The sequence below is a fragment of the uncultured Flavobacterium sp. genome, assembly GCF_963975005.1.
Taxonomy (GTDB): Bacteria; Bacteroidota; Bacteroidia; order Flavobacteriales; family Flavobacteriaceae; genus Flavobacterium.
Genome location: NZ_CAXBFR010000166.1, coordinates 1 through 4,972 on the forward strand (window position 1 = coordinate 1; position 4,972 = coordinate 4,972).

A 4,972-nucleotide genomic window follows, 5' to 3' on the forward strand; every position below is an offset into this window, starting at 1 on the left:
TTTATCATGATTGATAATCGTGAAATGTTTTTCAAAAATGATACCAAACTTATTGCTTACTTGTGTGATAGGAGATTTGGAATTGGTGCTGATGGTTTAATTTTATTAGAAAATCATGCTGATTTAGAATTTAAAATGGTTTATTATAATTCAGACGGTAACGAAAGTTCCATGTGCGGAAATGGTGGAAGATGTTTGGTAGCTTTTGCAAAACAAATGGATGTAATTTCAAACAAAGCAACTTTTGAAGCCATTGATGGATTACATCACGCAACAATTGATGAAGAAGGAATCGTTTCGCTTCAAATGACAGATGTTTCTGATGTAAAACTAGAAAATAATTATACATTTCTAAATACAGGTTCACCACATCATGTTGTATTAGTAGAAGATCTAAAACAATTTGATGTAAAAAATGAAGGAGCAAAAATTAGATATTCTGATTTATATGGAAATGCTGGAAGTAATGTTAATTTTGTTAAGCAATTAGAGAGCGACATTTTTTCGGTAAGAACTTATGAACGTGGTGTAGAGGATGAAACGTTGTCTTGTGGAACAGGTGTTACTGCAGTAGCAATAGCAATGTATAAGACAGGTAAAACAACAAGTAAAGAAATAAATTTAAATGTTGAAGGAGGAAAGTTGAAAGTTAAATTTGATGTTGAGAACAATACATTCACAAATGTGTTTTTAATTGGACCAGCAACATTCGTTTTTGAAGGAACAATAAACAGTTAGAAGTTATGATGGCAATTTTTGTGATATTTTTGGTTTTAATAATGGTAGTAATTGGTGTGGCAATAGCCATATTAATTAAGAAAAAAGACGAATAATAGTTTGATAACACTAAAAGGAAATAGCGTTTATTTGCGAGCTTTAGAGCCAGAAGATTTAACATTCATCTATACTATAGAGAATGACGAATCCATTTGGAAGGTAAGTAATACGCAAACTCCTTATAGTAAGTTTCTAATAAAGCAATATTTAGAAAATGCTCATTTAGATATTTATGAAGCCAAGCAATTGCGTTTAGCAATCTGTCTAAATGATTCTGATGAAGCAATGGGGTTAATTGATTTATTTGATTTTGATCCAACAAATAATCGAGCTGGAATTGGAATAATAATTCACCAAACAAGCAACAGAGAAAACGGAATTGGTTCTGAAGCGTTACAACTTTTAATCAATTATTGCTTTACCCATTTGCAATTGCATCAACTTTATGCAAATATTGGTACAGAAAATGAAATCAGTATAGCACTTTTTGCTAAATTTGGCTTCGAATTAGTCGGAATAAAAAAACAATGGAATAAAGTCAATAATCTATATAAAGATGAAGCTTTGTATCAATTAATTAACGTAAAATAATTACACTTTGAACTTTAAAAAAATAATCGCAATAATTGCAGTTGCAGGAATTGTTATTGCTGGAATCATAACTTTTTATATGTATAATAAGGCATTTACTGCTAACACTACTTTTAATCAAAAAGAAGTTTTTGTGTATGTTCCTTCAAATTCAACATATGAACAAGTAAAAGAAATTGTTAGTCCTTTTGTAAAAGATATGGACAAGTTTGACTTTGTCGCTCAAAAAAGAAATTATGCTTCAAATGTTAAAGAAGGCAAGTTTTTGCTAAAAAGGGATATGACAAGTTTTGATATTGTCAGAGCAATGAAAAGTAATATTCCTGTAAAATTAGCTTTCAACAACCAAGAAACTTTGGCTAAATTAGCCCAACGATTAGCTACTCAAATGCAATCAGACAGTACTTCGTTAATTGAAGCGTTTACGAATCCTGAATTTATGAATGCAAACGGATTTAATGATGATACTATTTTAGCGATGTTTATTCCAAATACCTATGAATTCTATTGGAATACTTCTGCCGATAAAATTGCAGATAAGATGGCTTTTGAATACAAGAAATTCTGGAACGAAGAAAGAACAGCAAAAGCATTAGATAAAAATTTGACACCAATTCAAGTATCTGTTTTAGCTTCAATTGTACATAAAGAAACTGCAAAAGTTGACGAAAGACCAAGAATAGCTGGAGTTTATCTTAATCGTTTAGAACAAAGTATGCCTTTACAAGCCGACCCAACTGTTATTTTTGCCATGAAAAAAGCTTCTGGAGATTTTGATCAGGTTATTAAGCGTGTTTATAGTAAAGATACACAAGGAACATTTTCTCCTTATAATACATATATAAATTTAGGTTTGCCTCCTGGGCCAATTGCAATGCCAGATATATCAGCTATTGATGCAGTTCTAAACGCAGAGAAACACGATTATATTTATTTTTGTGCAAGTGTTGATCGAATGGGTTATCATGATTTTGCTTCTAATTATGCTGCACATCAAGTTAACGCTAGAAAATATGCTGAATGGGTTACTAGATTAGGGATAAATCGTTAGAAGCAAATGGATAGAGCTTACTTATCAACCATTTTCCCGCTGTCCATTGTATCTTTTTTGTTAAAAAAACAAAAAAGGATGCCATTCCCATCGGGGCTAAGTAAGTTACTCTTTTTTGTATTTATTAGTGCAAGTAGTTTTTCTCAATCACATATTAATCAGTTTTTAACACCTTCAGATTCTTTAAATTTCGATAGAAAAACGGCTGTTTATATTTCGGAAGCTGCTGTTTTAGGTACAACTCTTATTGGTCTAAATCAACTTTGGTACAAAGATTACGATAAATCTAAATTTCATTTTATCAACGATAATGAAGAATGGCTTCAAATGGATAAATTGGGACACATGTATTCCTCATATCATTTAGGTAGAATAGGAGCAGAAGCTTTACAATGGTCTGGTGCTTCAAAAAAAGAGCAGTTAATTTATGGTTCAACCATCGGTTTAGGATTTCTAACAGTTGTTGAGGTCTTTGACGGATATTCTTCTGAATGGGGTGCTTCTTCAGGAGATATTATTGCAAATATTTCAGGAACTGCTTTATATGTTTCTCAAGAATTATTGTGGAATGAGCAACGCATCATACCAAAATTCTCTTATCATAAAACAAATTTTCCTTCTTTACGACCAAATATTTTGGGAGAAACGGCATTAGAACAAGTATTAAAAGATTATAATGGACAAAATTATTGGCTGTCTTTCAATATGTATTCTTTTACCAAGTTAAAGTTTTTGCCCAAATGGTTAAATTTAGCTGTAGGATATGGTGGTTCTGGAATGTTGTTTGGAACTAAAGATGACGCTTTTGCAAATGGTTATATCCAAGATGAATATCGTCAGTTTTATCTAAGTTTTGATGTAGATTTGACGAAAATCAAAACAAATTCACACTTTTTAAAGACAGTTTTCTCTGTTTTTAACACCATAAAAATTCCTGCGCCAACACTGCAACTCAATTCTAATAAGGACTTTAGGGCTTATGGATTCTTCTTTTAGAAAAATTTAACACACTGTAAATCAATTATATAATATTTTTTGTATATTTGCAGGCTCAATTTACGGAAGTGTTTTGCATTTCTGTTTAAAGAAAAAAAATGAAAAAATTTATATTTTTTACAGGTTTATTAAGTTCTCTTACTTTGGCAATAGTTGGCTTTAGTAGTTTTAAAATTGATAAAGTTGAAGGGTTTCATTTAGAGGAAGATGAGGTAATAAATTACCATGTTCCTACAGAAGGTGAAACAGAAGAATTCGAATTTCTGACTAAAATTCCTTACGTAGGAAAAACTTATATCGGATTTAGACAAGCAGTTGCTTATAAAGAATCAAGAGGAAAAAGTACTTTAGTCAACCCTTATGGTTACATGGGTAAATACCAATTTGGTAAAAGCACATTAAGAGCGGTTGGTGTTTATGATTTTCAAAATTTTTTAAACAATGTTTCTATTCAGGATAAAGCTTTCAAGGCTTTAGTTGCTAAGAATAAATGGGAATTGCGTAAAGAAATTGAAACTTATAGTGGAAGAATCATAAATGGTGTTGAGATAACGGAATCAGGAATTGTTGCAGCCGCTCATTTAAGTGGAGCAGGTTCTGTAAAAAAATACTTAAGAAGTAACGGCCGTAATGGATTTAAAGATGGTTTTGGAACTTCTTTAAGAAGTTATATCAAGAAATTTGCATCCTACGATATTTCACATATTAAAGCAGATAGAAACGCAAAAGTAAAAATGAATTAATTAATTCATTTTATGAATAATAAAAATGCAAGGTCGGTTATGTAAATCGACCTTATTTTTTTGCCATTCTTTTACTGTTTTTGTTTTGATAAATTCAGTTGGTAAAGTAATATCACAAGCTACGCATAAATGTGTGTTTGGTTGTAGGGCTTGTAAAATGTCTTCTAGAATTTTATTATTTCTATAAGGGGTTTCTATAAATAATTGTGATTGGTTTTTTTCAAATGATAATCGTTCTAAATTCTTTATAGCCACTTTTTTCTCATTCTTATCAATAGGTAAATAGCCATTGAAAGCAAAACTTTGTCCGTTCATTCCGCTTGCCATAACAGCCAATAAAATAGAACTTGGTCCAACTAAAGGAATAACTTGAATTCCTTTTTCGTGGGCCAGTTTTACTATTACTGAACCAGGATCTGCAACACCTGGACAGCCTGATTCGCTTAATAAGCCAATATTGTTTCCATCTAGCAATGGTTTAATCATTTCATTATAATCGGAAACATCAGTGTGTTTGTTCAATAATGAAATATTTAAAGAAGGTTGCTTCTTTTCAGGATGAATGCTTTTAATAAAGCGTCTAGCTGTTTTCTCGTTTTCAACAATATAATAGTCTATAAAATCTATTGTTCTTTTAATACTTTGTGGTAAAACATCCTCCGGTACAACTGTAGTTTCACCAGGATTTGATAATGTACAAGGAATTAAATAAAGTTTTCCTAAAAGTTGAATAGGTTTCATAGCGAAAATATTGATTTGCTACAAAAGTAAGTAATTTGTAAGGCAAATAGAAATCTATTTTGAATCAGTTTTT

The 4,972-nt window shown here is 30.9% G+C and carries 6 protein-coding genes; 5 read left to right on the forward strand and 1 reads right to left on the reverse strand.

Annotation, left to right across the window (positions count from 1 at the left end):
- From dapF to AACZ53_RS13775, 5 genes are all read left to right on the forward strand, one after another.
- Positions 1 to 738 (forward strand): diaminopimelate epimerase (gene dapF, locus AACZ53_RS13755; protein WP_339839609.1); only part of this gene is annotated, 738 nt, incomplete at its 5' end.
- 99 nt (positions 739 to 837) lie between these two features.
- Complete coding sequence (locus AACZ53_RS13760) at positions 838 to 1,368, forward strand: GNAT family protein (protein ID WP_339839611.1); 531 nt, start codon at positions 838 to 840, stop codon at positions 1,366 to 1,368.
- Between the two features lie 7 nt (positions 1,369 to 1,375).
- Positions 1,376 to 2,419, forward strand: a complete 1,044-nt coding sequence (gene mltG / locus AACZ53_RS13765) for an endolytic transglycosylase MltG (RefSeq protein WP_339839614.1) — start codon at positions 1,376 to 1,378, stop codon at positions 2,417 to 2,419.
- Between the two features lie 78 nt (positions 2,420 to 2,497).
- Positions 2,498 to 3,415 carry a DUF2279 domain-containing protein gene (locus AACZ53_RS13770; protein WP_339839617.1) on the forward strand — a complete coding sequence of 306 codons (918 nt, stop codon included), beginning with the start codon at positions 2,498 to 2,500 and terminating at the stop codon, positions 3,413 to 3,415.
- A 98-nt stretch (positions 3,416 to 3,513) separates the two neighbouring features.
- Positions 3,514 to 4,158, forward strand: coding sequence for a peptidoglycan-binding protein LysM (locus AACZ53_RS13775; RefSeq protein ID WP_339839620.1), 645 nt, complete (start codon positions 3,514 to 3,516; stop codon positions 4,156 to 4,158).
- Here AACZ53_RS13775 and AACZ53_RS13780 read toward each other — a convergent pair whose 3' ends face one another.
- Entirely contained in the window at positions 4,159 to 4,899 is a 741-nt protein-coding gene (locus AACZ53_RS13780) for an SAM-dependent methyltransferase (RefSeq protein WP_339839622.1), read from the reverse strand.
- Between the last annotated feature and the right edge of the window lie 73 nt (positions 4,900 to 4,972).